This window comes from Georgenia yuyongxinii (assembly GCF_006352065.1).
Lineage (GTDB): Bacteria > Actinomycetota > Actinomycetes > Actinomycetales > Actinomycetaceae > Georgenia > Georgenia yuyongxinii.
Map to the genome: position 1 here is coordinate 1,562,013 of NZ_CP040915.1, position 26,779 is coordinate 1,588,791.

Sequence of the window (26,779 nt, forward strand, 5' to 3'; positions counted from 1 at the left end):
GCCGCCCGGGCCGCCACAACCACTCAGTAGGGGGCCTGTCTCATGGAATGGGTGCACATCCTGTTCGTGGTGCTCGGCATCGCGCTCATGCTGTTCCTGAACATCAAGTTCAACGTCAACGCCATGCTGGCGCTGCTGCTGGCGACACTGTTCATCGGGTTCCTGGAGATGGGCGGGATCGCCCTGGGGTGGCTGCCGACCCCGGAGGGTGGGCTGAATCCCGCGGTCATCCTCGAGACGATCCAGACCGGCTTCGGCTCGACCCTGGGGTCCCTGGCCATCATCGTGGTGTTCGGCGCGGTCATCGGGAAGCTGATGGTCGACTCCGGCGCCGCGAACCAGATCGCCGAGACCCTGATCGCCCGGTTCGGGATCCGCTTCGTGAAGATCGCCATGGTCATCGCGGGCAGCGTCTTCGGCCTGGCGATGTTCTACGAGGTCGCCTTCATCATCATGGCGCCGCTGATCGTCGCCGTCGCCCACGAGGCGAAGATGCCGTTCATGAAGATCGCGATCCCCGCCGTGGCGGCCACGACGACGGCGCACTCGCTGTTCGTGCCGCAGCCCGGCCCGGTCGCGCTGGTCGAGGCGTACAACGCCGACACCGGCATGGTCTACATCTACGGGATTCTCGTGGCGATCCCCACGATCGCCGTGACCGGCTGGGTGCTGCCCCGGCTGCTGGGCAACCTCGACTACCCGGTGCCCAAGCTGCTGCAGGCCGAGAACGAGGTGCCGGTAAGCATGCGGCCCTCGTTCGGGATCTCGATGCTGGTGCCGCTGATCCCGGCGATCATCATGATCGGGGCCACGATCGCGAACGCGTTCCTCGTCGAGGGCACAACCGTGCACATGTGGGTGAACTTCGTCGGCTCACCCATCGTCGCGATCTCGCTCGCGATGATCGCGGCGTTCTACTTCTTCGGCACCGCCCGGCGCCGGTCGTTCGAGTGGGTGATGGACTCCTTCGGCGGCGCTGTCAAGGCGATCGCCATGGTCGTCCTCATCATCGGTGCGGGCGGCGCGCTGAAGCAGATGATCATCGCGACCGGGATCGGTGACTACATCGGCACCCTGATGTCGGGATCCTCGGCGAACCCGTACATCATGGCCTGGCTGATCACGGTGCTCATCCGGCTCGCCACCGGGCAGGGTGTGGTGTCGGCGATGACCGCCGCCGGGATCATCGGCTCCGCGGTCATCGACCCGGCGACCGGTCAGATGGTGGCAGGGGTCGACCCCGCGCTGCTGGTGCTCGCCACCGCCGCCGGGTCCAACACCCTCACCCACGTCAACGACGCCTCGTTCTGGCTGTTCAAGGGCTATTTCGACCTGTCGGTCAAGGACACGCTCAAGACCTGGGGCCTGCTCGAGCTGTGCAACTCCCTCGTCGGCCTCGGCGTGGTGCTGCTCCTCTCGCTGTTCGTCGGAGGGTGACCTCACCCACCCGCCGGACCCGCGCACCGGGCGGCCAGGGCACCGGGCTTTTCCCCGTGCCGGTCGCCGTCGGCTACGGTTTCCCCGCAGCGACAGCGACCGGCAGACGAACGGGGAGACACGGGTGGACGAACAGGGTGCGCGCAGCGTGCTGGTGACCGGGGCGAACCGGGGTATCGGCCGCGCGATCGCGGAGCGGTTCGTGGCCGCCGGTGACAAGGTGGCCACGATCTACCGGTCCGGCGACCTGCCCGACGGCGTGCTCGGCGTGGTCGGGGACGTGCGCGACACCGCCTCCATCGACGCGGCGTTCACGCAGATCGAGGCCGAGCACGGCCCCGTCGAGGTCGTCGTCGCCAACGCGGGGGTGACCCGCGACCAGCTCCTCATGCGCATGAGCGACGAGGACTTCGACACCGTCCTGGACACCAACCTCGCCGGTGCGTTCCGGGTGGCCCGGCGGGCGAGCAAGGGCATGATCCGGCTGCGTCGCGGCCGCATCGTGCTCATCTCCTCCGTGGTGGCCATGTACGGCGGGCCCGGTCAGGTGAACTACTCCGCGTCGAAGGCGGGCCTGATCGGCATCGCCCGCTCGATCACCCGCGAGCTCGGCGGGCGTGGCATCACCGCCAACGTCGTCGCCCCGGGGTTCATCGACACCGCGATGACGCAGGCGCTGCCGGAGAAGCAGCAGCAGGCCTACCTCGCCGCCATCCCCGCCGGCCGCTTCGGCGCCGTCGACGATGTCGCGGCCGCCGTGCAGTTCCTCGCGAGCGACGCCGCGGCCTACATCTCCGGCGCCGTCGTCCCCGTGGACGGCGGCCTGGGCATGGGTCACTGACCACCGCCCCCAGATCTATCCCCGCGGCGCCCGCGCGCCGCCACATGAAGGAGACGCACGACATGGGCCTGCTCGAGGGCAAGACGATCCTGGTGACCGGGGTGCTGAAGGACAACTCCATCGCTTTCCACGTGGCGCGGCTCGCGCAGGAGCAGGGCGCCTCGGTGATCCTGTCCTCCTTCGGCCGCCAGCTCCGGCTCACGGAGATCACCGCCCGCCGCCTGCCCCAGCCCGCACCGGTGGTCCAGCTCGACGTGCAGAGCCAGGAGGACCTCGCCGGCCTGGCCGCCGCCGTCCGCCAGCACGCCGACCACCTGGACGCGGTGGTGCACTCCATCGGGTTCGCCCCGCAGTCCGTCATGGGCGGCAATTTCCTCGCGGGGGAGTGGCAGGACGTCTCCACCGCGATCGAGGTCTCGGCCTACTCCCTCAAGGCCCTCGCCGTGGCGGCCAAGCCCCTCATGGGCCGGGGCTCCGCCGTCGTCGGCCTGACCTTCGACGCGTCCTTCGCGTGGCCGGTCTACGACTGGATGGGCGTCGCGAAGGCGGCCTTCGAGGCCACCTCCCGCTACCTGGCGCGCGACCTGGGGCCGGACGGCATCCGGGTCAACCTCGTCTCCGCGGGCCCCGTGCGCACCACGGCGGCCACGTCCATCCCCGGCTTCGACCAGGTCGAGGGCGGCTGGGACGACCGTGCCCCCCTGGGCTGGGACGTCTCCGACGCCGAGCCCACCGCCCGCACCGTGCTGGCCCTGTGCTCCGACTGGCTGCCGGCCACGACGGGGGAGATCGTCCACGCCGACGGCGGCGTCCACGCGATGGGCGTGTGATGGCGCGCACGCTCGTACTGCTGCGGCACGCCAAGGCCGAGCCGGAGGGCGACCTCGGCGACGCGATGCGCCCGCTGGCGGGGAAGGGCCGCAAGCAGGCCACCGCGCTGGGCCCCCAGCTCGCCGACCTCGTCGGACCCGTGGACGTGGCACTGGTGTCGAGCGCCCTGCGGGCGACGGAGACCTACAAGCTGGTCGCCGCGGGGATGAAGGTGCGGGCGCAGCAGGTGGTCGGGGAGATCTACGAGGGGGGTCCGCGCACGGTGCTCGGCCTCCTGCAGGACGTGGACGAGGCGGCCGCCACGGTGCTCGTGGTCGGCCACGAGCCCACTATCTCCGGCCTGGCGTCCCTGCTGCACGACGCCCGCGACGACCTCGCCCGGCAGGTCAGCCTCGGGGTGCCGACGGCGACGGCGTGCGTCCTCCAGGTGCCCGGCACCTGGCAGGAGCTCGACCGCTCGACCGCCCACCTGAGCAGGCTGATCCGCCCGTCGCACTGACCTCAGGCTCACTCTCGACGGCCTGCCGCAGGGGTGGTGCGCGGTGGCTGCGCGGCGCACACTGGAGGCACGGCGAAGGGAGTGACCATGTGTTACGGAGCCTACGGAGAACGCTTCTGGGAGGAGCGCGAGGAACGTCGCCGTCGCGCCCAGGAGCAGGCGAAGACCCCTGAGGAGAAGACCACCGCGGCACCCGAGACGTTCGAGGACGCGCCGGTCGAGATGATCATCGAGGAGCTCGAACCCGCCGCCCGGTGAGGTGGTGAGGGATCGGCTGCACACCACGTGGCCCGTCCGGCGCTCAGGCGCAGGGCGGGCTCGCGCGCGTGCCCGGCGCGCGTTGTCACCTGCCGAGCAGGCCCAGGACCGCGTCCAGGCGCGGGAACGTCAGTGCCGCGTGCGCCTCGGCCTGCACCACCGGCTTGGCGCAGAACGCCACGCCCAGCCCGGCGACCGCCAGCATGTCCAGATCGTTGGCGCCGTCGCCCACGGCGACCACCCGCTCCAGGGGCACCCCGTCCTCGGCCGCCCACGCGCGCAGGTGCCGCTCCTTCGCGGCCCGGTCGACGACGGCGCCGGCCGTGCGGCCCGTGAGCTGGCCGCCGTCGACCTCGAGGGTGTTGGCGACCACGTGGTCGATGCCCAGCTCCTCGGCCAGCGGGCGCACGATCTCGGCGAAGCCGCCGGAGACCAGGCCCACCGTCCCGCCGGCGGCGTGGACAGCCTCGACGAGCTCGCGGGCCCCCGGGGTCAGGCGGACGGCCGCGCGCACCTCGTCGAGCACCCGGGCGTCGAGACCGGCCAGCGTGGCCACCCGCTCGCGCAGGCTGGCGGCGAAGTCCAGCTCGCCGCGCATCGCCCGGTCGGTCACCGCGGCCACCATCTCGCGGGTACCGGCGTGCTCGGCGATGAGCTCGATGACCTCGGCGGTGACGAAGGTGGAGTCCACGTCCGTCACGAGCAGGCCGACGCCATCGGCCGCGAGCGGGCCGGCTGTGACCGCGCTGTCCACTCCCAGGGCGGTGGCGGGGCCGCGGAGCTCCGTGCCCAGCTCCGCGTGCGAACGCCCACCGGGACGTGCAGTGCCGGCCACGGCGAGGCCGAACCAGCCGTCGCGGGAGGTGTCGGTGACGCTGACGCCGTCGGCGCCCTGCTCGATGACGGCGACGGCGTGGCGCACCAGCGTCTCGGGGATGGGGCGGGCGGAGACCAGGCCGGCGCGCACGGCGGAGCCGGGGACGGGGGGAAGACTCACGGGCGCAGCCTACGGTGACGCGGCGGCTCGGCGGGGACGGCGTCCGCCGGGTCCGTCTCAGCGGCTGACCACCGCGCCCTTGGGCACCACGGTGATGCCGGACTCGGTCACGGTGAAGCCGCGCTCGAGGTCCTTCTCCACGTCCAGGCCCACCTGCGCGCCCTCCTCGACGCGCACGTTCTTGTCCAGGATCGCCCGGCTGACGGTGGCGTTGCGGCCCACGTCCACCCCGTCGAACAGGACCGAGTCACGCACCGACGACCAGGAGTTCACCCGGGTTCCGGGGGAGAGGACCGAGCCGACGACCTCGCCGCCGGAGACGATCACCCCGGGGGAGATGAGCGAGTCCAGCGCGTGGCCGAGGCGCTCGCGGTGGCCGTAGACGAACTTCGCCGGCGGCAGCCCGGTGTAGCCGGTGTGCAGGGGCCAGTGGTCGTTGTAGAGGTTGAAGATCGGGTAGACGGAGATGAGGTCCTGGTTGGCGTCGTAGAACGCGTCCACGGTCCCGACGTCGCGCCAGTAGCTGCGGTCCCGGTCGGTGGAGCCGGGCACCTCGTTGAAGGTGAAGTCGTACAGGCCCGCGGCGCCGTCGGCCACGAAGCGCGGGACGATCGAGCCGCCCATGTCGTGCTTGGAGGCCTCGTTCTTGGCGTCCGCGCTGACGGCCTCCACGAGGGCGTCGGCGTTCATGACGTAGTTGCCCATCGAGGCGAGGACCTTGTCGGGGGAGTCGACCAGGCCCACGGCGTCCTTCGGCTTCTCCAGGAACTCCCCGATCTTGTGGGGGTTGTGCGGGTCTGCCTGGATGACGCCGAACTGGTCCGCGAGGGAGAGCGGCTGTCGGATGCCGGCCACCGTGAGGGGGAAGCCGGAGTCGATGTGCTGCTCCACCATCTGGGAGAAGTCCATCCGGTAGATGTTGTCCGCACCGGTGATGACCACGATGTCGGGCCGCTCGTCGTCGATGAGGTTCAACGACTGGTACACCGCGTCGGCGCTGCCGAGGAACCAGTGCTTGCCCACCCGTTGCTGCGCGGGCACGGGCGCGACGTAGTTGCCGAGCAGGTTCGACATCCGCCACGTCTTGGACACGTGCTTGTCCAGGCTGTGTGACTTGTACTGGGTGAGCACCACGATCTTGAGGTAGCCGGAGTTCACCAGGTTCGACAGAGCGAAGTCGATCAGCCGGTAGATGCCCCCGAAGGGCACTGCGGGCTTGGCCCGGTCGGCAGTCAGCGGCATCAGGCGCTTGCCCTCTCCGCCTGCCAGGACGATTGCCAGAACGCGTGGGGATGCCATAGCACCGACCATATTGCCGACCGCCGAGAACGGCGTGGCGAACGGCAACATCTTGCACCGTGTTGCGCGTCTCACCCGGCGTGGGGGCATGCTGGGACCCGGCCGCACCGCGGCGGCCGCCTGGCCGACATGCCGACATGCCAGTACCTGGAAGGACAGCCATGAGGGTCGACCTCCTCACCCGCGAGTACCCGCCCCACGTCTACGGGGGTGCCGGGGTGCACGTGACCGAGCTGGCGCGCGTGCTGCGCCGCAGCATCGACGTCCGGGTCCACGCCTTCGACGGCCCGCGCCTGAACGGCGACTCCGACAACGACGACGTCGTCCCCGTGACGGGCTACGACGACCTCCCCGAGCTGCAGGGCGCGAACGCGGCGCTGCGCACGTTCGGCGTCGACCTGCAGATCGCCGCCAACCTCGACGGCACCGACCTCGTGCACTCCCACACCTGGTACGCCAACCTCGCGGGCACCCTCGGGTCGTTGCTGCTCGACGTGCCGCACGTGCTATCTGCCCACTCCCTCGAGCCGCTGCGCCCGTGGAAGGCCGAGCAGCTCGGCGGCGGGTACGCGCTGTCTAGCTGGGCCGAGCGCACCGCCTACGAGGGGGCCGCCGGGGTCATCGCGGTGTCGGGCGGCATGCGGGAGGACATCCTGCGGGCCTACCCGCAGGTGGACCCCGCCAAGGTGCACGTGGTCCACAACGGCATCGACCTCGAGGGCTGGCGGCGCCCGGACGACGACGCCGCCCGGGAGGCCGCCGAGGCCACCCTCGCCCGGCTCGGCATCGACGCGACCCGGCCGACCGTGGTGTTCGTCGGCCGTATCACCCGCCAGAAGGGCCTGCCGCACCTGCTCCGCGCCGTCGAGCAGCTGCCCGCCGACGTCCAGCTCGTGCTGTGCGCCGGCGCCCCCGACACCACCGAGATCGCCGCGGAGGTCACCGGCCTCGTGGAGGGCCTGCAGGACAAGCGGGACGGCGTCGTCTGGATCGAGGAGATGCTGCCCCGGCCTGAGCTGGTCGCCGTGCTCGCCGCCGCGACGGTGTTCGTGTGCCCGTCGATCTACGAGCCCCTCGGCATCGTCAACCTCGAGGCCATGGCCGTGGGCCTGCCCGTGGTCGGCTCCGCCACCGGCGGCATCCCCGAGGTCATCGACGACGGCGTGACGGGCACCCTGGTCCCGATCGAGCAGGTGACCGACGGCACCGGCACGCCGGTGGACCCGCGTGCCTTCGAGCGGGACCTGGCCGAGGCGCTCACCGCGCTGGCCGGCGACCCCGAACGAGCCGCCCGCATGGGGGTCGCCGCTCGGCGCCGGGTGGAGGACCACTTCTCGTGGGACGCGGTCGCCGATCGCACGTTGGAGGTCTACCGCGCGGTCCTTCAGGGCTGAGTCCACGCACCCTCCCTACCCGCCCTCCCTAACCCGCGAGATGTCATCTTCTCCGGGAGATGTCACGATCGGACTCGGCGGCGTCGTCAGCTCCGGCCCGGCCTGGTCGCGCTCGCCGCGCACATCGCGTGCCGGGCCGCGCGCTCCACGTGGGCCAGCGCGTGGGCGCGCTGGTCGATCTGCGCCGCCGTGACCGCGGCGCCGGCGTCGTCCAGCGCCAGGTCGACGATGGCCAGCAGGCGCGCCGCGCGCTCGAGGACGTCGAGCTGGCGCGGCTCCACGTGCGGGGGAACCAGCCGGTCGGGGAGCGTGGCGAGGGAGAGGTCGAGCAGCTGGTCGGCCAGGTCGGGCCGGTTGCGGGCGACGTCGAGCGCCTCGAGGGTCTCGACCGCCTCGGTCAGCGCCAGCTGGATCTCGCGGCGAGCATGGGAGAGGGAGTCAACCCCGGCGAGCAGGAGGCTCGGGGCGGGCACCAGGTCGGTGATGTCATCCTCGACAGTCCAGGTCACCAGCTCCCCGCGCTCGTAGACGCTGCCGTAGGTGCTGCGCATCGGCACGACCACGCTGCACTGCTCGATGCCATGCCCGTCGGTGCGGCGTAGCAGCAGGCCTTCGCCGGCGTCGAGGAGGTCCGCCGAGCGTGCGGCGGGCGCGCCCATGGGATCCCCCGCGCGGGGCATCACGGCAGCTACCTCGAGCACCGGGGTCAGCCCCACCACCAGGTCGTGCAGGGCGGCGAGCCAGGCAGAGGAGCTCACCGCCGGTGCCCGCCGTCGTGCCTCGAGCTCGTCGGCACGCGAACGGTGGACCGCTCTACGGTTGTGGACCTCGTGATGCTCACCGGACCGGGCGACGGCGCGTGCGGCCCGGTAGGCGGAGTCACGGTCGTTGGCGACAGGCAGCCAGAGCGCGAGCGTCACCGAGGCGGGCAGCGCGAGGATCGCCGGGCCGGACATGGGTACACCTTACGAACATGCGGACCTGTAGCGGTCGGCCGCCGCTCCCAGACGCAGCGGACCGGTGCGCGACGAATCGCGCGTCGTCGCCCGGGCGGGGCTGCCGCCGTCGTCCGCGCGACCTCTGCCGTCCGCGCGCGACTTCCGCCGTCGCCCGGGGAGCGACCCCGGCGGGCGCGTGCGGGTCGGGACCAGGCGCCGAGGTGTTCTAGGGTCAGGGCATGGGTGATGTGCTCGAGCTCGACGCGGTCTCGGTGCGCCGCGGGACCAAGATGATCCTCGACGACGTGAGCTGGTCGGTGAACGAGGGCGAACGGTGGGTCGTGCTCGGCCCCAACGGTGCCGGGAAGACCACCGTCATCCAGCTCGTCTCGGGCCGCATGCACCCCACGTCCGGCTCCGTGACGATCATCGGCGAGCCGCTCGGCAGGACCGACGTCGCCGAGCTGCGTCCGTTGATCGGGCTCGCCTCGGCCGCGCTCGCCCACCGCATCCCCGACGACGAGAAGGTTCTCGACGTCGTCGTCACCGCGTCCTACGGCATCACCGGGCGCTGGCGCGAGCAGTACGAGGATCTCGACACCGACCGCGCGCAGGCGCTGCTCGACGTCTTCGGCGTCGGCCACCTGAGCGGCCGGGCCTACGGAACCCTCAGCTCGGGTGAGCGCAAGCGCGTCCAGGTCGCCCGCGCCCTCATGCCGGACCCGGAGGTGCTGCTGCTCGACGAGCCGGCCGCCGGGCTCGACCTGGGTGGACGTGAGGAGCTCATGCAGGCCCTCGCCGAGCTGGCCGGTGACCGGCGCTCGCCGGTGATGGTGCTGGTCACCCATCACGTGGAGGAGATCCCGCCCGGCTTCACGCACGCTCTCCTGCTGAAGGAGGGCACCGTCGAGGCCGTCGGACCGATCGACGAGGTCATCACCCCGCAGCACCTGTCGCGGGCGTTCGGCCTGGACCTCGAGGTGGAGCGGCACCGCGACCGCTTCGCCGCACGCGCGGCCGGCGCGCACGTCGGCGCCCGCGCGCACTGACGCTCCCTCCCGCCTCACCCTTTCCCACGGTGTCATCTTCTCCGCAACATGTCGTGACATCTCGCGGAGAAGATGACATCTCGCGGCGACGACGAAGCTCGGTGATAACGGGCGTTGGCGGCGTGGTATCACCCCTGGTATGGCCGTCAGCCGGGTAGGATCTGAGTGACACGCGCGGCCGTCGGTGCACGTCACAGACACGTGCAGCGGTCTGGAGCGAGGGGAGCGACGCATGGCCTGGCTCTGGTGGCTCGGCGCGGCGCTGGTGCTCGGCGTCATCGAGCTCGTCACCGTCGACCTGATCTTCCTCATGTTCGCCGGTGGCGCTGCCGCCGCCGCGGTGGTGGCCCTCATCGGGACGCCGCTGTGGGTGCAGGTGCTCGTGTTCGCCGTCGTCTCCGTGGTGCTGCTCTTCGGTGTGCGCCCCTGGGGCAAGCGTCTCCTCGAGCGCTCCACCCCCGACACGCTCACGAACGTCGCCGCCCATGTCGGACGTGAGGCGACCGTGCTCATCGACGTCACGGACCGGGCCGGTCGTGTCAAGCTCGTCGGCGAGGTCTGGACCGCCCGCGCGTCGCGGCCGGGTGTGGTGCTGCCCGCCGGGACCAGCGTCCGGGTGGTGCGGATCGACGGCGCGATCGCCGTCGTCGAGGCCACTGCCGACACCACGTTGTACCCCTGACCGCATCACGTCCGAAGGAGCACCATGACCGAGAGCGTCGGCAGCATCATCGCGGTGATCATCCTCGCCCTGCTCGCGGTCCTGGTGATCGTCGCCATCTACAAGGCTGTGCGGATCGTGCCGCAGGCGGTGGCGCTCATCGTCGAGCGGCTGGGCAAGTACCAGACCACCATGTACGCCGGCCTGCACTTCCTCATCCCGTTCGTGGACCGGGTCCGGGCCAGCGTGGACCTGCGCGAGCAGGTCGTCTCCTTCCCGCCGCAGCCGGTGATCACCTCCGACAACCTCGTCGTCAGCATCGACACCGTCATCTACTTCCAGGTCACCGAGCCGAAGTCGGCCACCTACGAGATCGCGAACTTCATCACCGGCATCGAGCAGCTCACCGTCACCACGCTGCGCAACGTCATCGGGTCGATGGACCTGGAGCAGACCCTGACCAGCCGCGACCAGATCAACGGCCAGCTGCGCGGGGTGCTGGACGAGGCGACCAGCCGGTGGGGCATCCGCGTGAACCGGGTCGAGCTCAAGGCGATCGACCCGCCCCCGTCCATCCAGGGCGCGATGGAGCAGCAGATGCGCGCGGAGCGTGACCGCCGTGCCGCGATCCTCACCGCCGAGGGCGTGAAGCAGTCCCAGATCCTCACCGCCGAGGGCGAGAAGCAGTCCGCCATCCTCCGGGCCGAAGGGCAGGCGCAGGCCGCGATCCTCCGGGCCCAGGGTGAGTCGCGGGCCATCCTGCAGGTCTTCGACGCCATCCACCGCGGCAACGCCGACCCGAAGCTGCTCGCGTACCAGTACCTGCAGACCCTGCCGAAGATCGCCGAGGGCAACTCGTCAAAGATGTGGATCATCCCGACCGAGTTCACCGCCGCCCTGACGTCCATCACCCGCGCGTTCGGCGGCGGCGGAGCCGACGGCGGCAACGGGGTGGACGATGGCGACCCCAACCCCGTGGTCGACTTCGGCCCTGGCGGCAGCGAGCTCGCGGAGGGGCTGCGCGACACCAGCCTGCAGGACCCCGACGAGGCGCTCGCCGAGGCCCGCGGGGAGGCCGAGCGTGCCACCTCCGAGGCCACCTCGGCCGGCACAGCCTCCGGGATGCCCTTCTCCCAGAGCGCCGAGCGGGGCCAGCACCCCGCAGAGGACGAGCCCAGCCGCGCCGAGCGGCGCCGCGCCTCCCGTGAACGCGTCGAGGATGCGATCGAGGACGGCGGCGAGCGGGCCCGCCGGGAGGCGCTGCGACGCGCCGAGGAGCGCGCGGGCCAGGACGACACCTCACGCTTCGCCCCGCCGCCCGGCGAGCAGACCGGGCCGACCGACGCCGGTGCCGACCCGGCACAGGGGCCCGACACGCCCCGGCAGTAGCGCCCGGCGTGGGCCGAACGGTGGGGGCCGTTCGCCCTGCGCGAGCGGACGCGCTACCGGGCACCATGCGCGCCTACGCTGGACCGCCGATGTTCTGGGGCGCGACGGAGGGTGATCGATGCTGCTGCGGGTCCTCAGGCTCTTCCTACGGCCCTACCGCGGCGCCGTCGCCGTGGTCGTGCTGCTCCAGGCCGCCGCGACCATCGCCGCGCTGTCGCTGCCCAGCCTGAACGCCGACATCATCGACCTCGGTGTGGTCACCGGTGACACCGGGTACATCCTTCGCACCGGCGCGCTGATGCTGGGCATCACCGCCGTGCAGATCGCCGCCTCGATCGTCGCGGTCTACATCGGGGCCCGTACCGCGATGTCGGTCGGCCGTGACCTGCGCTCGGCGCTGTTCGACCGCGTTCAGCAGTTCTCGCTCGAGGAGATGGGCCGGTTCGGGGCGCCGTCGCTGATCACCCGCACGACCAACGACGTCCAGCAGGTCCAGATGGTCACCCTGCTCACCTTCACCATCATGGTGATGGCCCCGATCATGATGGTCGGCGGCGTGGTGATGGCGCTGCGGCAGGACGTGGTGCTCTCCGGGCTGCTGGTCGTCATCGTGCCCGTCCTGGTCCTCGTCATGGGCCTTGCTGTCTGGCGTATGCGCCCGCTGTTCCGGCAGATGCAGGTGCGACTCGACCGGATCAACCGGGTGCTGCGCGAGCAGATCGCCGGCGTGCGGGTGGTCCGGTCGTTCAACCGGCAGGCCACCGAGCGGCAGCGGTTCGAAGGCGCGAACACCGAGCTGATGACCACCGCGCTCAGCGTCGGCCGGCTCATGGCCATGCTGTTCCCCGCCGTGATGCTGATCATCAACGTCTCCTCGGTCGCCGTGATCTGGTTCGGCGCCGGCCGCATCGACGCCGGCGACATGCAGGTCGGCTCGCTGGTGGCGTTCCTCAACTACCTCATGCAGATCCTCATGTCCGTCCTCATGGCGGTCATGATGTTCATGATGGTGCCGCGCGCGGAGGTGGCCGCCGAGCGCATCCGGGCAGTGCTCGCCACCGAGCCCGCCATCGTGGCCCCCGCCGCACCCACCCCCCTGCCGCGCGGCGGCATGGCCGGCGCCGCCGTCACCGCCGCCGGCAGCGGTCAGCGCCACTCCGGCAACATCGCCACCCAGGTCGCCGTGTCCGGTAACGGCCAGCGCCGCGAGCCCGGCGTCGCCACCCAGGTCGCCGTGTCCGGCAACGGCCAGCGCCGCACGCCCGTTGACCGGGGCCTCGTCGTCGAGCTCGACGGCGCCACCTTCGGCTACGCCGGCGCCGAGGTGCCTGTGGTCCGCGGGGTGGACCTGCGCCTCGAGCCCGGCCGGACGACGGCGATCATCGGCTCCACCGGCGCGGGCAAGACCACCCTGGTCAACCTCATCCCGCGGCTGATCGACGTCACCGCCGGCGCGGTGCGCGTGGGCGGGGTCGACGTGCGCGCCGTCGACCCGGGCGAGCTGCGCGAACGGATCTGCCTCGTGCCGCAGAAGTCCTACCTGTTCTCCGGCACCATCGGCTCGACCCTGCGTCACGGCCGGCCCAGCGCCACGGATGACGACCTGTGGCGGGCCATCGACGCCGCCCAGGCCCGTGACTTCGTCGACGAGCTCGCCGACGGGCTGGCCACCCCGGTGGAGCAGGGCGGGACCAACTTCTCCGGCGGGCAGCGCCAGCGGCTGGCGATCGCCCGGGCGCTCCTGCGTCAGGGCGACGTCTACCTCTTCGACGACTCCTTCTCCGCCCTGGACTACGCCACGGACGCCCGGCTGCGGGCCGCCCTGCCGGCCGCCACGGGCGGCGCGACCGTCCTGATCGTCGCGCAGCGGGTGGCCAGCATCCGCGACGCCCACCAGATCGTGGTGCTCGACGGCGGAGCCGTGGTGGGCACCGGCACGCACCACGAGCTGATGGAGACCAACGAGACTTACCGCGAGATCGTCCTGTCCCAGCTCAGCGCGGCGGAGGCCGCATGAGCGGCCACGGTCCCATGGGGCGCGGGCCCGTCGTCGCGCCCGGCCAGAAGTCGATGAACTTCGGCCCGTCGCTGCGCCGGCTCCTGCGCAGCCTCGTCCCGGAGCGGGCGAGGCTCGTCGCCGTCGTCGTGCTTGGCACCGCCTCGGTGGCCCTGTCGGTGCTCGGCCCCAAGATCCTCGGCGACGCCACCAACATCGTCTTCAACGGCGTCGTCGGCCGTACGCTGCCCGCCGGGCTCACCAAGGAGCAGGCCGTCGAGGGGTTGCGGGCAGCCGGCCAGGGCAGGGTCGCGGACATGGTCTCCGGCATGGACGTGGTGCCCGGGCAGGGCATCGACTTCACCGCGCTGCAGACCACCGTGCAGGTGGTGCTGGTGGTGTACGTCCTCGCCGCCATCTTCCTCTGGCTGCAGGGCCGGATCCTCGCCGGCGTCGTCCAGCGCACCGGATTCCGGATGCGCGAGGACGTCCAGGCGAAGATCGACCGCCTCTCCCTCGGGCACCTGGACGGCCAGCCCCGCGGCGACGTGCTGTCCCGGGTGACCAACGACATCGACAACGTCACCCAGAGCCTCCAGCAGACCCTCTCCCAGCTCGTCACCAGCCTGCTGACGGTGCTCGGTGTGCTCGTGATGATGTTCGTGCTGTCCTGGCAGCTCGCCCTCATCGCGCTGGTCACGGTGCCGGTCTCGGCCGCCCTGACCATGGTCATCGCCAAGCGCGCCCAGCCGCACTTCGTCCAGCAGTGGGCCTCCACCGGCAAGATGGGCGGGCACGTCGAGGAGGCGTTCACCGGCCACGACCTCGTCACCGCGTTCAACGCCCAGGACAGCTTCAGCAAGACCTTCGAGGCCGAGAACGACCAGCTCTACCGGGCCAGCTTCCGGGCACAGTTCATCTCCGGGACGATCATGCCGGTGATGAGCTTTGTCTCGAACCTCAACTACGTGCTGGTCGCCGTCGTCGGCGGCCTGCGGGTGGCCTCCGGTGCGCTCACCCTCGGCGAGGTGCAGGCGTTCATCCAGTACTCCCGCCAGTTCAGCCAGCCGCTGGCGCAGCTGGCGTCGATGGCCAACCTCGTCCAGTCCGGGGTCGCCTCCGCGGAGCGCATCTTCGAGCTGCTCGACGCCCCGGAGGAGATCCCCGACCCCGTGCCGAGCGCCCGCCCGGCCGAGGTGCGCGGCCGGGTCGAGTTCGCCGGCGTGAGCTTCCGTTATGACCCCGAGGTCCCGCTCATCGACGACCTCGACCTGGTGGCCGAGCCCGGGCAGACGGTCGCCATCGTCGGGCCCACCGGCGCGGGGAAGACCACGCTGGTCAACCTGATCATGCGGTTCTATGAGATCGACGGCGGGCGCATCACCCTCGACGGCGTCGACACGGGCGAGATGACCCGCCAGGACCTGCGCGACCGGATCGGGATGGTCCTGCAGGACACCTGGTTGTTCCAGGGCACCATCGCCGAGAACATCGCCTTCGGCCGCACGGACGCCACCGAGGACGAGGTCCACGCGGCCGCCCGGGCCACCAGCGTGGACAGGTTCGTCAGCTCCCTGCCCGACGGGTACGGCACCGTCATCGACGAGGAGGGCGGCGGCGTCTCCGAGGGCGAGAAGCAGCTCATCACCATCGCCCGCGCGTTCCTGGCCGACCCGCAGATCCTCATCCTCGACGAGGCGACGAGCTCGGTGGACACCCGCACCGAGGTGCTCGTGCAGCAGGCCATGGCACAGCTACGCCGCGGCCGCACCAGCTTCGTCATCGCCCACCGGCTGTCCACCATCCGTGACGCGGACCTCATCCTCGTCATGGAGCACGGCCGCATCGTCGAGCAGGGCACCCACACGGAGCTGCTCGCGGCCGGCGGGGCGTACGAGCAGCTCTACGACGCCCAGTTCGCGGCGCCCGCCGTCGAGCAGGCCTGACGACCGTCCGGCCACGGGAGTCCGGCGCGCCGCCGTGGGTGCGGGATCATGACCCCGTGCCCCTGATCCGTATCACCGACCCCGCAGACGAGCGCCTGGCCGACTACACGAACCTGACCGACGTCGCCCTGCGTTCGCGGCACGAGCCGGAGAAGGGCCTGTACATCGCGGAGAGTGCCAACGTCATCCGCCGCGCCACCGGGGCCGGGCACCGGCCCCGCTCCTTCCTCATGGCCGAGAAGTGGCTCGAGTCGATGGCACCGGTCATCGCCGCGTCGCCGGGCAGCGGGGGAGTGGCCGACGGCGGCACGGACGTGCCCGTGTTCGTCGCCGAGGAGTCGGTGCTCCGTGCCGTCATCGGCTACAACCTGCACCGTGGGGCGTTGGCCGCCATGCACCGCCCGCCACTGGCCGGGGTGCGGGAGCTGCTCGAGGGCGCTCGCGGCGGGGCGGGCGCCCGGCGGGTGGCGATCCTCGAGGACATCGTGGACCACACCAACGTCGGTGCCATGTTTCGGAGCGCGGCCGGGCTCGGCGTGGACGCGGTGCTCGTCACGCCGCGCTGCGCCGACCCGCTCTACCGGCGCTCCGTGCGCGTGTCGATGGGCACCGTGTTCCAGGTGCCGTGGACCCGGCTGACCACCTGGCCCGAGGGGATCGAGAAGCTGCACGCCATCGGGTTCACCGTGGCGGCGTTGGCGCTCGCGGACGACTCCGTCGGCCTCGACGACTTCGCGGCGTCCGACGCCGTCCGCGCCCCCGGTTCTCGGGTGGCGCTGGTGCTGGGCGCCGAGGGCGACGGGCTGGCACGCAGCACCGTCGAGGCCGCGGACGTGGTGGTGCGCATCCCGATGTCCGGCGCGGTGGACTCGCTCAACGTGGCCGCGGCGTCCGCCGTCGCCTTCTGGGCGACCCGAGTTTGAAGCCGCACACGACTCTTAAGCCGTCTTCCGTCGGCGGGTCCGTTTGGCTGACTTCGTTACACCGATCAGATCATTGATCACTTCAAGCATCATGAGCGTCCTCTCTGGCGCGTCATCCAGTAGCCGATGCGCACGAGGATTTCTCCATGCGCCTATGACGCCTTGACACAGTTGCATGTGGCCACGTTGGGCACTCTCATCGCTTTTGGTTCTACCGGAGTTGATCCGCAGGATTGGATTCGAGGGGGAGAAGACTACCGTCATGAGGCCGTCACCATCTTCATGTCGACCGCTGAGCGAGCGTACACATTCGTTGAGTGTCTTCACTGCAGCCTCAACTGCGTCAGCATAGTGCTGCGAGACGAACCGTGACCGTGTTGCCTGACGGAGATCGGTATCCGTAATGCGGTTATCGAAGTCGGGCAGCAGTTCCCCACCCGGATGCAGAGTGGGCACCTGTTCGGCAGGAGGTTCGTCGTTCTCAAACGTGGGACTGGCGTACTCAGCTAGTTCACTGCCGAGGCGGACGGCTAGCCGTATCGGAGTTTTCCAGTAATCGACCCCCGTCATCGCTGATAGAGATGCTTCGCCATACTCGCGAAGATCTGATCGATCTGCTCGCCGTCCGCCGTCGCAGGGATGTGGATTTGGATGTCTAGGTGCACCACAGGTTGAGTTCCTTGCCCAGCGGGCGGGACCGGACCAGTTGCGTCCGGGACGTCGACCATCGAGGCGTGTGGTTGTTTCGGTGACCCGTCACCGGTTATTGGCGCCTTTCGGCTCGCCTTCCTGGGCCCGTTCTTCTTCGAATCCCCTCCCGTTGGCGGCTCGGTGGGACTCTTGTCAGCGATCAGGGCGTACGTGGCTGCCATAGACGCGGCGTTTGACCCCCCAAAACCCTTGTGCTGGAGCCAGGTCGCGATCCGTGCCTTGTCCGGCTCGCCTGCAGGTGTCGTCAATGCCGCGAGGTCTCCTGGGTAGACCTCGTCGAGGATTTCCTGGCAAGCATCGGCATACGTGGAGTCGATTCTCCACTTGTTACCGCGCTCCGTAAGCGTGCCATCTTCTTCCAGTAGCCCTAACTTCTTGAGCGGTGAGACGACGTTGTCCTGAGCGCTCCTTGGACCTGACATGTCGAGGAGGGCTGCGACTGTAGCTGGTGTGAACTTCGTGGAGGGTGCGGCCGAGGCACGAGCCCGTAGGACTTTCCAAGCTTTAGCAGGCACCTTCGGGTAGGCGTTGGAAGTCGCCATTGGGTTCTCCGTTCAGTGGGTTAACGGAGATACTAGATCCAAACTCTCGTCGTCCGGGCTCAGACGTGTCCCGGCTCTCTTGTCGCGCTGGTGCTGGGCACCGAGGGGACGGGCTGGCACGCAGCACCGTCGAGGCCGCGGACGTGGTCGTGCGCATCCCGATGGCCGGCGGGGTGGACTCGCTCAACGTGGCCGCGGCGTCCGCCGTCGCCTTCTGGGCCACGCGGGCCTGAGCGCCCGGTATCGACTGTGCCGACAACGGCCGTCGCGTCGTCCTGAGCAATTCAGGCGGCCGAGCTGGAGCCGCGTGGCACGATCCAGGCTCAGAGCTTCCGCGCGGGACCGATGAACGCCCGGGTCGGCGGAGGTCTCTCCATCCGCGCAAGACGGCCGAGCAGACGGAGCCAGCACATGACACGGACCCGCATCCACAACCTTTCCATCTCGCTGGACGGGTTCGCCACCGGCGTCGGCCAGGCATCCGAAGCACCCATGGGCCACGCCGGCCAACGGCTGCACGAGTGGATGATCGCCACCCGCTTCGGCGCCCCGATCATGGGACGCGAGGGCGGCACCCTCGGCGTCGACGACGCCTTTGCCCAGCAGCACGAGCCCGGCATCGGCGCCGAGATCATGGGTGCGGGCAAGTTCGGCCCACCTGGCTGGCAGGACGACGCCGACTGGCAGGGGTGGTGGGGTCCGAACCCCCCGTTCCACACGCCGACCGTCGTGCTGACCCACCGCCCGCGACCCTCGATCGAGATGGAGGGTGGCACCACCTTCCACTTCCTCGACGCCGCACCGGCCGAGGCGCTCGACGCCGCCCGTGGGCTGGCCGACGGACGGGACGTCCGCATCGGCGGTGGTCCGACCGTCGTGCGCGACTTCCTCGCCGCAGGCCTGGTCGACCACATGCACCTGGTCCAGGTGCCGATCGTGCTCGGCCGTGGTGTCCGTGTGTGGGACGGACTGGAGGCGCTGGAGGAGGACTACGAGATCGAGGCCGTCTCGGCGCCCAGCGGGGTCACCCACCTGACCTTCGACCGGAAGACCTCGTGACGAGGGCGTGTCGCGAAACCCGGCATCTGCTGCACGAGGCACGGCACGCACCCTGACGGCGCTCAACCGCGCGGAGGCCGGATGGTGAAGGACAGGGAGTCAGGCACATCGAGGAGTCCCAGGAGCTCCCGGACCAGCGGCGGCGCCCAGGCCACAGTGGGGTCGTGGACCAGACGGGGCTCGGCCAGCTCGACCCGGCGGCCGCGTGTCGTGATCCAGCAGCCACCCGCGGCGAGCACGTTGCGCACCCAGTCCGCTTCGCGCCCGTAGGTCAGCGCAACCCGGTAGCCCGGGCCGGCACGGAAGATGTTGACCACGGCGCTGTGCTCACGACCGCTGCGGCGGCCCACGTGGGTCAGCACGGCGAAGCCGGGCAGGCGCGGGGCGACCAGGCCCATGACCCTGTTCAGCACCAGCCGGTTCGCCCGCCCGAGCCATCGCGGCAAGGGGCTCATCCGCGGCCTCCCGTCTGCGTCTGAAGGCGCCGGCCACGGCCGTGTCGGTACCGCGCCGTACGCTGGCCGCACGGCCCGACCGAGAGGTGGCGAGGATGGCCCACCCGACGATGTTCCACGACGCCGATCCCTACCTTGCCCTGCTGCGCACCATCGCGCTGGCCTTCCCGGAGGCCGAGGAGGTGGTCTCGCACGGCCGGCCGAACTTCCGTGTGCGGAAGGTCTTCGCCGTCTATGGCTCCGGCACCAAGGGTCCCGCGGCGACGCGGGTGAGGTACGACCACGGTCTGGTGGTGCTGCCCGAGGAGTCCGAGCGGCCGGCGCTGGTACAGGACCCGCGGTACTTCGTCCCTGCGTACCTGGCGCCCTCGGGGTGGATCGGCGTCGACCTGACCGCTCGGGGCCGCGACGGTCCCGACGATGTGGACTGGGACGAGGTCGCCGAGCTCCTCGACGGCTCCTACCGGCAGGTCGCCGGTCCGCGGCTCGTCACCCGGCTCGACGCCGAGGGCGGCCCGGCGGCGCACCGACGCCGCTGACGCCGACGCTGCCAACGCCCGCGTCCGAGGACCGGGCCGCCCCGGACGAACGCGTCAGGACGATCGCGTCAGCGCGCCGGCAAAGTGGCGCAGTCCAGCTGCGAGCGGCCGTTCAGCTCGTGGCGCACGTGGTTGCGGGCGTGGGCGACGGCGGCGGAGATGTCGTGGAAGTAGTGCAGCTCACCGATCGCGGCCAGCACGCCCACCGCGCCGGCCACCCGCAGCTGGCGGGCGTCGAGACCCTTGAGCAGCACCGTGATCCCGCGTCGCTGGAGGCTGGTGACGATCTCGGTCAGGGCGTTGGCGCCGGAGGCGTCCATCATGCGCACGTCCGTCAGGGCCAGGATGATCACGTGCACGTGCTTGACGCTGGTGAGCTCGTCGAGAAACTGCTTCGTGCCACCGAAGAAGAGGGCACCGTGGAAGCGGTAGACGGCGATGTGCTCGTGCAGCAGCGCATCCTCCTCGGCCGCGTCGAGCTCGGGCACACCCTCCCGGCGGAGCCCGGAGACACGGGACATCGCCCGCAGTGCCAGGAAGGCCGCGACCGCGACGCCCGCCTCCACCGCGACCACGAGGTCGAACACGATCGTCACGGCGACCGTCACGACGAAGACCAGACCGTCCGACCGGGTCGACCGCAGGATGGAACGGGCCGTGCCCAGGTCGATCATGCGCACGGCGGTGACGATGAGCACCCCCGCCAACGCGGCGGTCGGGATGAGCGCCACCACTGGCGTCGCGAGCAGCACCACGGCCACGAGGACGACGGCGTGGCTCGCCGAGGCCACCCGGGTCCGGGCGCCGGCGCGCACGTTGACGGCGGTCCGGGCGATGGCCCCGGTGGCCGGCATGCCGCCGAAGATGCCGCTGGCGATGTTGGCCAGGCCCTGCCCGACGAGCTCGCGGTCGGCCTGGGTGTTCGGGACCTCCTCGACCATGCCGTCGGCCACGCGCGCGGAGAGCAGGCTCTCCAGCGCCGCCAGTGCGGCAATGGCCAGGGCGGCGGGGAACAACGCGGCGATCGCCTCGTTGTCCCAGGCCGGGAACGTGGGGGAGGGCAGCGAGGCAGGCAGCTCGCCGATGCGGGCCACCGGCAGGTCCGCTACCTCGGCCACCACCGTGACGGCGGCGACGGCGATCAGCGAGCCGGGCAGCGAGCGGCGGATCCGGGCGAGCACGAGCATCAGGACGATGGCACCGACCGTGAGCATCAAGGGCACGGTGGCCACCGACCAGTCCGCGACCCGCAAGGTCGACACCGCCACGAGGGCGGCGTTCTCGCCGTCGGGCTTGGGCACGTCCAGGGCGAGGGGCACCTGCTGGAGAAAGATGATCACCCCGATGCCCAGGGTGAAGCCCTCGACCACGGGCCAGGGGATGACCGAGACGAGCCGGCCCATGCCCACCAGACCCATGACGACGACGAGCAGCCCGGCCAGGATCGAGAGTGCGAAGACCGCCTCGGGGCCGTAGCGGGCGACGACGGGCACGAGCACCACAGTCATCGCACCGGTGGGGCCGGAGACCTGCAGGTGCGAGCCGCCGAAGACGGCGGCCACGAACCCTGCGACGATCGCGGTGACCAGCCCCGCGGCGGCGCCAACCCCAGACGCGACTCCGAAGCCGAGAGCGAGCGGGAGCGCCACGATACCGACCGTGACGCCCGCGATGAGGTCGCGACGCCACGAGCGCGGGAGCTCGGCGTAGTCGCTGCGGCGCGGTACCAGCAGGCCGGCGGCGTGCCGCGCCGCACTGCGCCAGGTCAGGCGCGGTTGGAGTGCGGGGATGGCGCTCATGCCCGTTCCCCCGCCGCGCCGCGCACCGCGCCGACCTCGTCGGGCTCCGTGAGATCTGCAAGCACGCCGCTGGCCTCGCCCAGGCGGTGCAGCAGGAAGGTGCGTGCCACGGTCAGCAGGTCCGCGACCGAGGGGTCGGCGAGCGAGTAGGTCACCGAGTTGCCCTGGCGTGCCTTGGTCACCGCCCCCGCCCGGCGCAGCACCGCGAGGTGCTGCGAGAGGTGCGACGCCTCGATGCCGATGTCGGCGAGCAGTGCGCTGACCGGCCGGTCACCGGCGCTGAGCAGCTCCAGGGTGCGGATGCGCACCGGGTGGCTGAGCGCCTTGAACAGCTCGGCTTTGATCTCGTAGATGGGGGCCTGAAGGGCCACAGGTTCGGGCACGGACGATCCACTCGTTTCCGACAGGGACTTGGCGACTTGATGACTGTATCAAGTGCGCAAGTGCTTGTGTGCCCGTCGCCGAGGGCGCCGCGGCACTAGCAGGTGCTGCCGCCCCGGCACATCGAGGGGCCTGCGACCGGTGGTCAGGGTGATGATGGCCCGGTACGCACGCCGTCGCCCGTTGAAGAGAGCAACATGCCATCGCACGCGATCGAGGACGTCGACCTGCTGGTGATCGGCGGCGGCAAGGCGGGGAAGTCGCTGGCCATGGACCGTGCCAAGGCCGGTCAGGCAGTGGCCATGGTCGAGCGGGACAAGATCGGCGGCACATGCATCAACGTCGCCTGCATCCCCACCAAGGCCCTCGTCGCCTCTGCCCGGACGCTTCTCACCGCGCGCCGCGCCGGCGCGCTGGGCGTCGTCGTCGACGGCGAGCCTGCTGTGGCCCTGGAGAGGCTCCGCGCCCACAAGGAGGGCGTGGTCGGCGGTATGGTCGCCGCCCACCAGAAGCTCTTCGCCGACTCGGGGATGGACTTCATCCTCGGCACCGCCCGGTTCGTGGGTGAGCGCACCGTCGAGGTCTCGACGGCGGGCGGCGGCACCCGACGGCTGCGCGGCCGCGACGTCGTGATCAACACGGGCACCACCCCCGCACACCCGGACCTGCCCGGTCTGGCCGACGCGAGGCCCTGGGACTCCGAGAGCATCCTGCGCCTGGAGCGGCTGCCCAACTCCATCGTGGTGCTCGGCGGCGGTTACGTGGGCTGCGAGTTCGCGTCTATGCTCGCCGTGTTCGGCTCCCGCGTGACGCTCCTTCAGGGCCGCGACCAGGTCCTGCCGCGCGAGGACCCCGACGTCGCCGCCGCCGTCGCCGACGTGCTGACCGACCAGGGCGTCGACGTCCGGCTCGGTGCCCGCGCCTCGGCGGCCCGGCGCGACGCCGGCGGCGTGGTGGTCACGCTCACCGACGGCACCGAGGTCCGCGCGGACGACCTGCTCGTCGCCACGGGCCGGGCACCGGTGACCGCGGACCTGGGTCTGGCCGCGGCCGGCGTGGAGCTGGATGAGCGCGGGTTCGTCGTGGTCGACGACCACCTGCGTACCTCCGCCGAGCACGTCTGGTCCGCGGGCGACGTCGCCGGCAGCCCGCAGTTCACCCACGCCTCCTGGCACGACTTCCGTGTGCTCAAGGCCCAGCTCTCTGGCGGCGACGCCACTGTGACGGGCCGGCTGGTGCCCTATTGCGTCTTCATCACCCCGGAGCTCGCCCGGGTAGGCATGAGCGAGTCCGAGGCCCGCGCGGCAGGCCGGGAGATCAAGGTGGCTCGGCTACCGGTCGCCGCGATCCCGCGCGCGAAGACGCTCCGCGAGACGGTGGGCCTGTGGAAAGCGGTCGTCGACGCCGGTACTGACGAGATCCTCGGCGTCGCCCTGCTGGGCCACGCGGCCGGCGAGGTGGTCACGGCCGTGCAGATGGCGATGCTCGGGCGCCTGACCTACCAGCAGGTGCGCGACGCCGTCATCACGCACCCGACCATGGGGGAGGGGCTCAACCTCCTGTTCGACCCGCTCGGATAGGGGCCGAGTCCGCGTCGGGTCCGGCGGACATCACCATGGGCGGGCCTCACGCCCGGCCGGCGTCGGGACCGGGCGCCTCGGCGTCCCACACCTGGCCCGGGGCGATGGGCGGCTCCTGAGACGGCGTCACCGGCGGGGAGCCAGGGGGCTCCTCGGCCGGTGCGCCCATCTGGGTGTCGGCGGGGTGGCGCTCACGCCGGGACAGCGCCAGGAACGGCAGCCCGAGCACGGAGATCCCGGCGCTGACGAGGAAGGAGGCGCCGTATCCGCCGAGGTCGGCGGCGCGGCCGAGGACGGGCTGGGCCCAGACCCCGCCGGCGGAGGACATCAGCGAGTCGAAGGACAGGATCGTCGCGCGCTGCTCGGAGGGGATCATGCCGTTGAGGTAGGCCTGGCGGATCGGCTCGGACGCGGCCCAGAGCAGGCCCCAGACCACGACCAGGGCCATGACCACCCAGAACCGCTCGATGGCGCCGACGCCTACGAGGGTGGCGGCGCTGATGCCGGCCGCGAGCAGGAGCGCGGAGGTGCGGCGGTGGAAGAGCTTGCGCAGGCGGGAGGCGGCCAGCCCGCCGAGCATCTGCGCGCCGGCCACGACGGCCGCCACCAGGCCGGCGACGGTGTACGCGTGCGGGTCGCCGTAGAGCTCGAGCAGGTACGGCTGGAGGGCGTAGAAGACGTAGATGCCCACGCCGCCGGTGAACAGCGCCTCGAGCATGAGCCAGCGGACCGCCGGACGCCGCAAACCCTGGTCGACGGACTCCCGCACGAGGCGGCGCACCTCGCCCATCGGGGACCGTCCGCGCCGTCGGGTGAAGCCCAGGTCGCGCATCATCAGGTACGCGACGACGAACATCGCGACGAGGATCACGCCCCGCAGCACGTACGGGACGCCGAGGTTGGTGGCCTGGGCGATGATGCCGCCCGCCACCGAGCCGACCAGCATGGCCGCCCCGCCGACGACCTGCGCGCGCCCGAAGACGACCTCGAGGTCCCCGGTGAATCCCGTGGCCTTCAGGGCGTCGACCAGCCAGGCCTCGACCGCGCCGGAGAAGAACGTGAACCCGAGCCCGATGAGCACCGAGACGACGGCCCAGAGCCAGAACGCCGCGCCGACGTACCAGAGCAGCACGTACAGCAGGGTCGAGGCGGCGAGGGTGACCGTACCGAGCAGGAAGGAGTAGCGGCGTCCCAGCGTGTCCGCGATGACCCCGGTGGGCACCTCGAACAGGACCATGCCGGCGGTGAAGAAGGCGTTCGCAGCGAACGCCTCGAAGTTCGACAGCCCCGCGTCCAGCAGGAAGATCGTGTTGATGCCCCAGATGAGGGACGCGGCGAGGGTGTTGCCGAGCGTCAGCACCAGGTAGGTACGCACGATCGACCGCGACGTCGTCGCCATGGTCGTCAACGATGGCACTGTGAGGGGTCTCCCCGCTACACCCCTTCGGTGTACCCATGCTGGCGCCACGCCTCGTAGACGGCGACGGCGGCGGAGTTGGACAGGTTGAGGGAGCGGATGCCCGGGATCATCGGGATGCGCACCCGGTCGGTCAGCCGCGGGTCGGCGAGCACCTCGGCCGGCAGGCCGGTGGGCTCGGGCCCGAAGAGCAGCGCGTCGCCCGGGGCGTAGGCGACGTCGGCGAAGCTGCGGGTGGCGTGCCCGGTGAAGGCGTAGACCCTGCCCGGGGCGACGGCGGCCAGCGCAGCGTCGAGGTCGGCGTGGACGACGACGTTCGCGAGGTCGTGGTAGTCGAGGCCCGCACGGCGCAGGTTGGCGTCCGTCAGGTTGAACCCGAGCGGCTCCACAAGGTGCAGGGTCGCCCCGGTGCAGGCAACCATCCGGATGGCGTTGCCGGTGTTCGGTGGGATGCGGGGCTCGTAGAAGACGACGTGGAACACCGGCCAATCTTGCACCGTGCGCCAACGAGATGCGGGAGCGGTAGCTACGCCGCCCCGCCCGCGGCGGCCGGTGCGCCTGGCGACACCCCGCCGTCGCCGATCTGCTCCCGGGCCACGTAGTTCTCCAGGTCGAACAGGTTCGACCCGGCCCGCTCGGCCACGGTGAGCAACGTGGTCGCGGAGGCGACCTCCTCCACCTGCTCCTGCAGGAACCAGAGCATGAACTGCTCGCCGAGCGGGTCGTTCTCCGCCCGGGCCGCGCGGAAGATCGCCTCGATCTGCGCGGTGACCTGCTTCTCCTGCTCCAGCGCCAGGCGCAGCGGCTCGGTGACGTCGGCGAAGTCGTTGCGCACCGGGGAGCCGGCGGGGATCTGCACGTCGAGGCTGCGGTCGATCATGTACTGCACGATCATCATCGCGTGGTTGCGCTCCTCGAGGGCCTGGCGGTAATAGTGCCGGGCCAGCTGGGGCAGGTCGTGGATGTCGAACCACACCGCGATCGCGACGTACTGCTGGTGGGCGTCGAACTCGTGGCCCACCTGCTCGTGCAGCAGCCGGAGGAACTGGGACGTCGTCGGCTCGCTCATGCGCGCCAGGCTACGCGCCGGCGCCCACACCGGCGATGGTTCCCGCTCGGCGCCACCGCCACCGCCACCGCCACCGCCAACGGCCAGCGCCAGGCCGCAGGAGCGCCTACGCGGGCTGCGCCAGCCCGGGGACCACCTCGGCGCCCGGCAGGACGGCGAGTGCCTCGCCCGGCAGCAGCAGCTTCGAGCCGCGGATCCCCGACCCCACGATGGCGTGCCCGGTCGTCACCCGCGGGTCCAGCAGCAGCCGCCACCCGTCAGGGACCCCGACGGGTGTGATCGCGCCGTACTCCATCCCGGAGGCGGCCACCGCCTGCTCGGTGGGCCAGAACGACGCCTTGCGCACGTCGAGCAGCCGCCGCACCACGTTGTTGACGTCGGCACGGGTGGTCGCGCGCACCACGCACGCCGCGACCCGCTCCTCCCCGGCCCGTCTGCCCGCCACCAGCACGCAGTTGGCGGAGACCTCCAGGGGCAGGGCGTAGGCCGTCGTCATGGCGGCGGTGTCCGCGTGCTCGGGGTCGATCTCCGCGACGAGGATCTGCTCGGCCAGGTCGGGGTGGCGGTCGGCCAGCTCGGCGAGGGCGACGTGGACGGGCTCGGCGAGCAGGTCCCGACGCTCCAGCGCGGGCACCCACACGAGCGTGCCGAAGGCGACGGCGCCGGTCTCGCCGAGCACCGCCGTCGGCTCGCCCGCGACCTCGGGGAGGTCCGGCGACGCTTCGCCGGCTGCCGAGGCGCCGGTCGCGGGGGACTGGGCCGCGGTCAT

General features: G+C 71.2%; 27 protein-coding genes and 1 pseudogene. 16 read left to right on the forward strand and 12 right to left on the reverse strand.

Annotated features, from left to right (window positions below; all coding sequences use genetic code 11):
• Positions 1 to 42 precede the first annotated feature (42 nt).
• From gntP to FE374_RS19130, 5 genes are all read left to right on the forward strand, one after another.
• Positions 43 to 1,437, forward strand: coding sequence for a gluconate permease GntP (gene gntP, locus FE374_RS07115; protein ID WP_139927867.1), 1,395 nt, complete (start codon positions 43 to 45; stop codon positions 1,435 to 1,437).
• Positions 1,438 to 1,561: 124 nt separating this feature from the next.
• Positions 1,562 to 2,278 carry a 3-oxoacyl-ACP reductase FabG gene (fabG, locus tag FE374_RS07120; RefSeq protein WP_139927868.1) on the forward strand — a complete coding sequence of 239 codons (717 nt, stop codon included), beginning with the start codon at positions 1,562 to 1,564 and terminating at the stop codon, positions 2,276 to 2,278.
• A gap of 62 nt (positions 2,279 to 2,340) precedes the next feature.
• Positions 2,341 to 3,108, forward strand: a complete 768-nt coding sequence (gene fabI / locus FE374_RS07125) for an enoyl-ACP reductase FabI (protein WP_139927869.1) — start codon at positions 2,341 to 2,343, stop codon at positions 3,106 to 3,108.
• Positions 3,108 to 3,608, forward strand: a complete 501-nt coding sequence (locus FE374_RS07130; RefSeq protein ID WP_139927870.1) for a SixA phosphatase family protein — start codon at positions 3,108 to 3,110, stop codon at positions 3,606 to 3,608. Before fabI ends, FE374_RS07130 begins: the two co-directional genes overlap by 1 nt.
• Positions 3,609 to 3,695: 87 nt before the next feature.
• Positions 3,696 to 3,866, forward strand: coding sequence for a hypothetical protein (locus FE374_RS19130; protein ID WP_168205618.1), 171 nt, complete (start codon positions 3,696 to 3,698; stop codon positions 3,864 to 3,866).
• Positions 3,867 to 3,951: 85 nt separating this feature from the next.
• Here the strand turns inward: FE374_RS19130 and serB are convergent, their stop codons facing one another.
• Together serB and FE374_RS07140 are read right to left on the reverse strand one after the other, a co-directional pair.
• The gene (serB, locus tag FE374_RS07135; protein ID WP_230978502.1) at positions 3,952 to 4,863 is read right to left on the reverse strand and encodes a phosphoserine phosphatase SerB; all 912 of its coding nucleotides are present in this window, start codon (positions 4,861 to 4,863) and stop codon (positions 3,952 to 3,954) included.
• A gap of 57 nt (positions 4,864 to 4,920) precedes the next feature.
• A complete protein-coding gene (locus FE374_RS07140; RefSeq protein ID WP_139927871.1) occupies positions 4,921 to 6,162 on the reverse strand; it encodes a glucose-1-phosphate adenylyltransferase in 1,242 nt (413 codons plus the stop codon).
• A 161-nt stretch (positions 6,163 to 6,323) separates the two neighbouring features.
• On the opposite strand from FE374_RS07140, the gene glgA reads away from it, so the two are divergent.
• Complete coding sequence (gene glgA, locus FE374_RS07145) at positions 6,324 to 7,556, forward strand: glycogen synthase (RefSeq protein ID WP_139927872.1); 1,233 nt, start codon at positions 6,324 to 6,326, stop codon at positions 7,554 to 7,556.
• An 86-nt stretch (positions 7,557 to 7,642) separates the two neighbouring features.
• Here glgA and FE374_RS07150 read toward each other — a convergent pair whose 3' ends face one another.
• Entirely contained in the window at positions 7,643 to 8,512 is an 870-nt protein-coding gene (locus FE374_RS07150) for a hypothetical protein (RefSeq protein ID WP_139927873.1), read from the reverse strand.
• A gap of 221 nt (positions 8,513 to 8,733) precedes the next feature.
• Here FE374_RS07150 and FE374_RS07155 point away from each other — a divergent pair, with 221 nt between their 5' ends.
• The 6 genes from FE374_RS07155 to FE374_RS07180 all read left to right on the forward strand — a co-directional run bounded on the left by FE374_RS07155 (position 8,734) and on the right by FE374_RS07180 (position 16,458).
• On the forward strand, positions 8,734 to 9,543 hold the full coding sequence (locus FE374_RS07155) for an ABC transporter ATP-binding protein (RefSeq protein ID WP_139927874.1): 810 nt from the start codon (positions 8,734 to 8,736) through the stop codon (positions 9,541 to 9,543).
• A 232-nt stretch (positions 9,544 to 9,775) separates the two neighbouring features.
• A complete protein-coding gene (locus FE374_RS07160) occupies positions 9,776 to 10,225 on the forward strand; it encodes an NfeD family protein (RefSeq protein ID WP_139927875.1) in 450 nt (149 codons plus the stop codon).
• A 24-nt stretch (positions 10,226 to 10,249) separates the two neighbouring features.
• Complete coding sequence (locus tag FE374_RS07165; protein WP_179957354.1) at positions 10,250 to 11,593, forward strand: SPFH domain-containing protein; 1,344 nt, start codon at positions 10,250 to 10,252, stop codon at positions 11,591 to 11,593.
• Between the two features lie 118 nt (positions 11,594 to 11,711).
• Positions 11,712 to 13,610, forward strand: coding sequence for an ABC transporter ATP-binding protein (locus tag FE374_RS07170; RefSeq protein WP_139927876.1), 1,899 nt, complete (start codon positions 11,712 to 11,714; stop codon positions 13,608 to 13,610).
• Entirely contained in the window at positions 13,607 to 15,535 is a 1,929-nt protein-coding gene (locus FE374_RS07175; RefSeq protein WP_139927877.1) for an ABC transporter ATP-binding protein, read from the forward strand. The genes FE374_RS07170 and FE374_RS07175 overlap by 4 nt, the downstream gene beginning before the upstream one ends.
• A 62-nt stretch (positions 15,536 to 15,597) precedes the next feature.
• Entirely contained in the window at positions 15,598 to 16,458 is an 861-nt protein-coding gene (locus tag FE374_RS07180; protein ID WP_139931441.1) for a TrmH family RNA methyltransferase, read from the forward strand.
• A gap of 15 nt (positions 16,459 to 16,473) precedes the next feature.
• Here FE374_RS07180 and FE374_RS20280 read toward each other — a convergent pair whose 3' ends face one another.
• Complete coding sequence (locus FE374_RS20280) at positions 16,474 to 17,028, reverse strand: TIGR02391 family protein (protein ID WP_139927878.1); 555 nt, start codon at positions 17,026 to 17,028, stop codon at positions 16,474 to 16,476.
• Positions 17,025 to 17,711, reverse strand: a complete 687-nt coding sequence (locus tag FE374_RS07190; RefSeq protein WP_139927879.1) for a hypothetical protein — start codon at positions 17,709 to 17,711, stop codon at positions 17,025 to 17,027. The genes FE374_RS20280 and FE374_RS07190 overlap by 4 nt, the downstream gene beginning before the upstream one ends.
• Before the next feature lie 69 nt (positions 17,712 to 17,780).
• Between FE374_RS07190 and FE374_RS07195 the strand changes: the two are divergent.
• Both FE374_RS07195 and FE374_RS07200 read left to right on the forward strand, forming a co-directional pair.
• Positions 17,781 to 17,944 (forward strand): annotated as a pseudogene (locus FE374_RS07195) (TrmH family RNA methyltransferase); the annotation flags it as partial.
• Between the two features lie 178 nt (positions 17,945 to 18,122).
• A complete protein-coding gene (locus FE374_RS07200; protein ID WP_139927880.1) occupies positions 18,123 to 18,770 on the forward strand; it encodes a dihydrofolate reductase family protein in 648 nt (215 codons plus the stop codon).
• A gap of 62 nt (positions 18,771 to 18,832) precedes the next feature.
• On the opposite strand, the gene FE374_RS07205 is transcribed toward FE374_RS07200, so the two are convergent.
• Complete coding sequence (locus FE374_RS07205) at positions 18,833 to 19,225, reverse strand: nitroreductase family deazaflavin-dependent oxidoreductase (RefSeq protein ID WP_139927881.1); 393 nt, start codon at positions 19,223 to 19,225, stop codon at positions 18,833 to 18,835.
• A 95-nt stretch (positions 19,226 to 19,320) separates the two neighbouring features.
• Between FE374_RS07205 and FE374_RS07210 the strand changes: the two genes are divergently transcribed.
• Positions 19,321 to 19,764, forward strand: a complete 444-nt coding sequence (locus FE374_RS07210) for an MmcQ/YjbR family DNA-binding protein (protein ID WP_139927882.1) — start codon at positions 19,321 to 19,323, stop codon at positions 19,762 to 19,764.
• Between the two features lie 68 nt (positions 19,765 to 19,832).
• On the opposite strand, the gene FE374_RS07215 is transcribed toward FE374_RS07210, so the two are convergent.
• Together FE374_RS07215 and FE374_RS07220 are read right to left on the reverse strand one after the other, a co-directional pair.
• Positions 19,833 to 21,563, reverse strand: a complete 1,731-nt coding sequence (locus tag FE374_RS07215; protein ID WP_139927883.1) for a SulP family inorganic anion transporter — start codon at positions 21,561 to 21,563, stop codon at positions 19,833 to 19,835.
• On the reverse strand, positions 21,560 to 21,946 hold the full coding sequence (locus FE374_RS07220) for an ArsR/SmtB family transcription factor (protein ID WP_223173663.1): 387 nt from the start codon (positions 21,944 to 21,946) through the stop codon (positions 21,560 to 21,562). Before FE374_RS07220 ends, FE374_RS07215 begins: the two co-directional genes overlap by 4 nt.
• A gap of 195 nt (positions 21,947 to 22,141) precedes the next feature.
• Between FE374_RS07220 and FE374_RS07225 the strand changes: the two genes are divergently transcribed.
• A complete protein-coding gene (locus FE374_RS07225; RefSeq protein ID WP_139927884.1) occupies positions 22,142 to 23,524 on the forward strand; it encodes a dihydrolipoyl dehydrogenase family protein in 1,383 nt (460 codons plus the stop codon).
• Between the two features lie 46 nt (positions 23,525 to 23,570).
• On the opposite strand, the gene FE374_RS07230 is transcribed toward FE374_RS07225, so the two are convergent.
• From FE374_RS07230 to FE374_RS07245, 4 genes are all read right to left on the reverse strand, one after another.
• Positions 23,571 to 24,923: an MFS transporter gene (locus FE374_RS07230; protein WP_139927885.1), complete on the reverse strand. Its 1,353-nt coding sequence runs from the start codon at positions 24,921 to 24,923 to the stop codon at positions 23,571 to 23,573.
• A gap of 35 nt (positions 24,924 to 24,958) precedes the next feature.
• Positions 24,959 to 25,423: a tRNA (cytidine(34)-2'-O)-methyltransferase gene (locus tag FE374_RS07235; RefSeq protein ID WP_139927886.1), complete on the reverse strand. Its 465-nt coding sequence runs from the start codon at positions 25,421 to 25,423 to the stop codon at positions 24,959 to 24,961.
• Positions 25,424 to 25,467: 44 nt separating this feature from the next.
• Positions 25,468 to 26,010 carry a ferritin gene (locus FE374_RS07240; protein WP_139927887.1) on the reverse strand — a complete coding sequence of 181 codons (543 nt, stop codon included), beginning with the start codon at positions 26,008 to 26,010 and terminating at the stop codon, positions 25,468 to 25,470.
• Positions 26,011 to 26,116: 106 nt separating this feature from the next.
• Positions 26,117 to 26,779 carry a YbaK/EbsC family protein gene (locus FE374_RS07245; RefSeq protein WP_139927888.1) on the reverse strand — a complete coding sequence of 221 codons (663 nt, stop codon included), beginning with the start codon at positions 26,777 to 26,779 and terminating at the stop codon, positions 26,117 to 26,119.